This is a genomic window from Lysinibacillus sp. NPDC093216, from assembly GCF_050280325.1.
Taxonomy (GTDB): Bacteria; Bacillota; Bacilli; order Bacillales_A; family Planococcaceae; genus Lysinibacillus.
The window spans coordinates 1-4,968 of the sequence record NZ_JBNNVB010000051.1; the positions used below are offsets into that span (position 1 = coordinate 1).

The 4,968-nt window shown below is 41.4% G+C and carries 5 protein-coding genes; 2 read left to right on the top strand and 3 right to left on the bottom strand.

What is annotated here, in order from left to right; all coding sequences use genetic code 11:
- Positions 1-285 precede the first annotated feature (285 nt).
- Positions 286-1,668 (top strand): dipeptidase, encoded by a 1,383-nt coding sequence (locus ACQKOG_RS26605; protein WP_370083646.1) that lies wholly within the window; start codon positions 286-288, stop codon positions 1,666-1,668.
- Positions 1,669-1,713: 45 nt separating this feature from the next.
- Here ACQKOG_RS26605 and ACQKOG_RS26610 read toward each other — a convergent pair whose 3' ends face one another.
- Positions 1,714-2,283 (bottom strand): nitroreductase family protein, encoded by a 570-nt coding sequence (locus tag ACQKOG_RS26610; protein WP_427448572.1) that lies wholly within the window; start codon positions 2,281-2,283, stop codon positions 1,714-1,716.
- Positions 2,284-2,380: 97 nt separating this feature from the next.
- A complete protein-coding gene (locus tag ACQKOG_RS26615; protein ID WP_370083649.1) occupies positions 2,381-2,875 on the bottom strand; it encodes an amidase domain-containing protein in 495 nt (164 codons plus the stop codon).
- A 183-nt stretch (positions 2,876-3,058) separates the two neighbouring features.
- Here ACQKOG_RS26615 and ACQKOG_RS26620 point away from each other — a divergent pair, with 183 nt between their 5' ends.
- Positions 3,059-4,081 (top strand): DUF2804 domain-containing protein, encoded by a 1,023-nt coding sequence (locus ACQKOG_RS26620; protein ID WP_370083651.1) that lies wholly within the window; start codon positions 3,059-3,061, stop codon positions 4,079-4,081.
- 45 nt (positions 4,082-4,126) lie between these two features.
- On the opposite strand, the gene ACQKOG_RS26625 is transcribed toward ACQKOG_RS26620, so the two are convergent.
- Entirely contained in the window at positions 4,127-4,375 is a 249-nt protein-coding gene (locus ACQKOG_RS26625) for a hypothetical protein (RefSeq protein WP_427448573.1), read from the bottom strand.
- Positions 4,376-4,968 lie beyond the last annotated feature (593 nt).

Genomic DNA, 4,968 nt, shown 5'->3' on the forward strand with positions numbered 1-4,968 from the left:
TATCAACAACCGACCAAGAAAATGTCTTGGTTGGAAAACTGCAAACGAGGCTTTTAATGAGCAATTGTTGCACTTAATTTGACAAATCATCAAATAGAAAAGAACAGTGATGAAAGTATGTGAGTGACAAGCATCCAGTAAGAAATGGTCTGTGAATTAATCAACCAACTTTACAGGCAGTTGGGCTAGCTAAATATGGCAGGAACCATTGCTATAACAAGATTCCCCAACCACATTATGCTATACTATTTCTATTATCGAAATATTTGAAAAGAGGGATGCTAGATGACAAATTTACAGCAATTAGATGCGTATTTTTCAGAACATCGCGAAGCACACTTAAATGAATTAAATGAATTTTTACGTATTCCAAGTATTAGTTCTTTATCAGAGCATAAAGGAGATATTCAAAATGCCGCTGAGTGGTTAGCAAACGCTTTTAAGAAGCTAAATCTTGAGAATGTCTCTATTACGCAAACTGCAGGTCACCCTGTTGTTTATGCGGATTGGTTACACGCAGAGGATAAACCAACTATTCTATTTTACGGTCATTATGATGTACAACCGGTTGACCCACTAAATTTATGGGAAACGGAACCATTCAACCCGACAATTCGAGACAACAAACTATTCGCTCGTGGTGCTAGTGACGATAAAGGACAAGTGTTTATGCACTTAAAAATGATTGAAGCATTATTTGCGACAACTGGTACTTTACCTGTGAACGTGAAGTTCATCTATGAAGGTGAAGAAGAGATTGGTAGTCCTAACCTTCCTGCCTATGTTGAAGAGCATAAAGAGAAACTAGCAGCTGACTTAATTTTGATTTCTGATACAGGTTTATATGGTCCTGGTAAGCCTGCTGTATGCTATGGATTACGTGGCTTAACGGGGGTTCAAATTGATGTTCGTGGTGCAAAAGGAGACCTTCACTCTGGTCTTTACGGTGGCGGTGTCCAAAATGCTATTCATGCATTAGCTGACATTTTAGCATCCTTCCGCGATGAGCATGGCACAATTCAAGTTGAGGGCTTCTACGATAAAGTTTTACCATTATCTGAAGAGGAACGCGAAGCTTATCGTGCGCTTGGTTTTGATGAAGAATCCGTGAAGGAAGAAGTTGGCGTGAAGGAATTATTCGGTGAAGCTGGCTATTCATATTTAGAACGTACTTGGGCACGTCCAACATTAGAGGTTAATGGTGTGTTCGGTGGCTTCTCTGGCGAAGGCATTAAAACCGTACTTCCTGCTGAGGCTGGCGCAAAAATCACATGCCGTCTAGTGCCAAATCAAGAACCAAATGAAATTGTAGCACTATTAAAAGCACATATTGAAAAACATAAGCCAACTGGCGTTGACGTGACGATCTCTGAATTCGATAAAGGTCGTCCATTCTTAACACCATTTGATCATCCATTTATCCAAGCTGCTGGCCGCTCATACGAAAAAGTATATAATGTGCCAACTGCTTACACACGTGGAGGAGGATCAATCCCTATCGTGGCTGCCTTTGATGAAATTTTAGAATTGCCAGTAGTGCTAATGGGCTTCGGCTTATCAAGCGAAAACTTCCATGCACCAAATGAACACTTCCATTTAGAAAACTTCGATAAAGGATTACGTGTTTTAAGTGATTATTTATACGAGGTAGCCGAATTACAAAAGTAAAATAACAAATCCCCTCGTTTCTTGTAACGAGGGGATTTTGCTATATTATTCTCCAAAAATCGTAACGATATCTGCTGATGTTTTACGTTCTTTCCCTTTTGGCACTTCATCAAAATAGCCAACTTGTAGCATCGCGATTACGCGCTCACCCGGCTGAACCTTTAAGGCTTCACGGAATTTCGGATTATCTAGGAAGCCAGGCGTTTTCCAGCATGAGCCTATTCCTTTATCCCAAGCTAGCAATTGAATATTTTGAATAAAAATACTTGCCGCTGCGTAATCTTCTAATCGCTCTTTTTGTCGAGCATCCTCAGGAACGATGACAAAAGCATAGCCACCCGGTAATGTGAATTTCGCCATTTGCTTCGCTAAATCTTCACTAGAAAGCTCCTGCCATTTCGGTATCGTTAGATCACGCAATAAATTATGAAGATCTAACTCCTTACCACATGCAACAACTAAACGCCAAGGCTCTCGATTCCCATGATTTGGTGCCCACACTGCATCGTCAATAATAGCCAATAAATCTTCACGATCCACCGGCTGTCCATTAAACTTTTTAATAGAACGACGCTCAATAATCGCATCCCTAACAGATAAAAATTGTTCGCTCATATACTCTTATCTCCTTCTATAACACTACAATAATTAAAATTGATATCTTCTACCCTTCACATTATCACAAAATGATGAGCTTTAACACTGCTTCACCTTAAGCAAAACTATCTTCTATATGAATATAATGATAAGTCATGCTTGGCGTATAAGCCGTTGAATCTTCATAAAAATATGGTCGCTTAATACTATCTGAAGTGTGTGCGTTAACATATGGGATACCATTTTCGATACTTGTCACAATTACGGAATGATCAACTCTTCCATCCCCCTGGAAATCATAAAATATGACATCTCCAAGTTCTAATTCTTCGGCAGATTGTACACGCCTACCCTTCAACCCTGTTGTAGAGCCTTCCAAATACCATCTAAGGGAATGTGCAACAGACCAGCTAAAGCTCCAATTTCCATGTTGAACCCACCAACCTTTCCCTCTGTTTGGAGCACCTCGCATTGGTGCTCCTCCAGCAAGTAAACATTGAGATATATAGTTCGTACAATCAACAGTAAAATTCGGAAATGCTGGATTACGCCTGTTCCACCACAAGTTCGCATACTGTACAGCGGCCTGTCTGTTATACATTTTTGCCACGCTTCCCCTCCTTATGTTCAACATATGTATAAAGAGGGATTTCTATTAGCTAGGTCCTTATTCATAAAAATGTCGAATGTGGTCTTATTTGGCACTATCTTTGCCAATTTTGAGATAGTTTTTGCTACAATAAGGGTAAGGAATTATAGGCTTTTATATTACGAATCAGAAGGGATGTTGAAATTGAAGCAGCATGCTGAGAAAGAAATTATACAACCTACTCTTTTATGCGATAAAAAAGGTAATTTAAATCCAGCTGCCATCGGATTTGCTCGTAAACCTCTCATAAACAGCAATTTAAGTGGCCATATCATGCGCAAAAAGAAATGGAATTATTGGTGTGTCTACGGCGATGAGATCATCTTCTCAGCTACTATTAGCCATCTAGACTACGCAGCGGTCTGCTTCGTCTATTTCCTTGAATATGAAACACAGCGCTACTTTGAAAAAACAATTACCATTCCATTGGGTGGAAAGTTAAAAATGCCTACGCAGGTGCTAGATTCAGTATCCTTCAAAAATAGTGAAATGATGATTGATATGACATATGTACAAAATGAAACACATCTATCCGTTTCAATCCCAGACTTCGATGGAGATGTTTTACGTGCAAAGCTTGTCATTCAGCATCCGCCTACAGATGAGTCATTGAATGTAGTCATCCCTTGGAACCGTAAAACATTCCAATTTACAGGTAAGCATCATACACTCCCTACTTCTGGGTTTGTGACAATTGGTAATCGTCGCTTTACATTTTCCCCTGAGGAAAACTTCTCTGTCCTAGAATACAGTCGTGGCGTTTGGCCCCGTACATTCACATGGAATTGGGGAATGGCCTCACAGCGAGTCCGAGGAAGACGAATCGGACTCAATTTAGGTGGTAAATGGACAGACGGAACAGGAATGACCGAAAATGCTGTTTTCGTTGAAGGAAAAATGACAAAAATACACGAGGATGTACTGTTTAGCTATAATCAAGAGGATTTAATGCAACGATGGAAAATCAAAACTAAATTCACTAACCAAGTTTCATTAACATTCTCCCCATTTTTCGAGCGTGTATCCGTCACAAAAGCTGGTCTCATAAAATCTGAAGTACATCAAATGTTTGGCTACTACGACGGCTCCGTATTACTAGACAATGGCGAAACACTTGTCATCCAACAAATGCTAGGCAGCATCGAAGAAAATCGCGTAAAGTGGTAAGAACAAAAAAATTAATTGCTTGCTATTTGCTTCTCATACTAGGATTTAACGCACTGATTCGCACACCCTCAGCGCGTTAAATCCGAAAAAGCCTTTAAATGGCGCCTTTTTCGGCGATTTGGCGTTTTTATCCGTCGCTTTCGACTTTCTATCCGTCGCTTTGACGGGGCTATCCACGATTTTGACCGTTCTATCCACGACATTGATGGTTCTATCCACGACTTTGGCTGCTCTATCCGTCGCTTTGACTCTTCTTTCCGTCGCTCTCGACTTTCTTTCCGTCGCTTTGTCCATTCTTTCCGTCACTTCGGCTTTTCTTACCGTCGCTCTGATTCCTATCTGTCGCTTCGACTTTTCTTTCCGTCGCTCTGATTCCTATCCGTCGCTTTGACTTTTCTTTCCGTCGCTCTCGACTTCCTATCCGTCGCTTTGTCCATTCTTTCCGTCACTTCGGCTTTTCTTTCCGTCGCTTTGACTCTTCTTTCCGTCGCTCTCGACTTTCTATCCGTCGCTTTGTCCATTCTTTCCGTCGATTCGGCTTTTCTTTCCGTCGCTCTGATTTCTATCCGTCGCTTTGTCCATTCTATCCGTCACTTCGGCTCTTCTTTCCGTCGCTCTGATTCCTATCCGTCGCTTTGACTCTTCTTTCCGTCGCACTCGACTTCCTATCCGTCGCTTTGTCCATTCTTTCCGTCGCTTCGGTTTTTCTTTCCGTCGCTCTGATTCCTATCCGTCGCTTCGGCTTTTCTTTCCGTCGCTCTGATGATTCCTTCCGTCACTTCAGCTCTTCTTTCCGTCGCTCTGATGATTCCTTCCGTCACTTCAGCTCTTCTTTCCGTCGCTCTGATTCCTATCCGTCGCTTCGGCTTTTCTTTCCGTCGCTACGT

Excerpts from the sequence above, each read along its gene's own strand:
- ACQKOG_RS26605 (WP_370083646.1), top strand. The coding sequence starts at position 286 with ATGACAAATTTACAGCAATTAGATGCGTATTTTTCAGAACATCGCGAA.
- ACQKOG_RS26610 (WP_427448572.1), bottom strand. The coding sequence starts at position 2,283 with ATGAGCGAACAATTTTTATCTGTTAGGGATGCGATTATTGAGCGTCGT.
- ACQKOG_RS26625 (WP_427448573.1), bottom strand. The coding sequence starts at position 4,375 with ATGGACAAAGCGACGGAAAGAAAGTCGAGAGCGACGGAAAGAAGAGTC.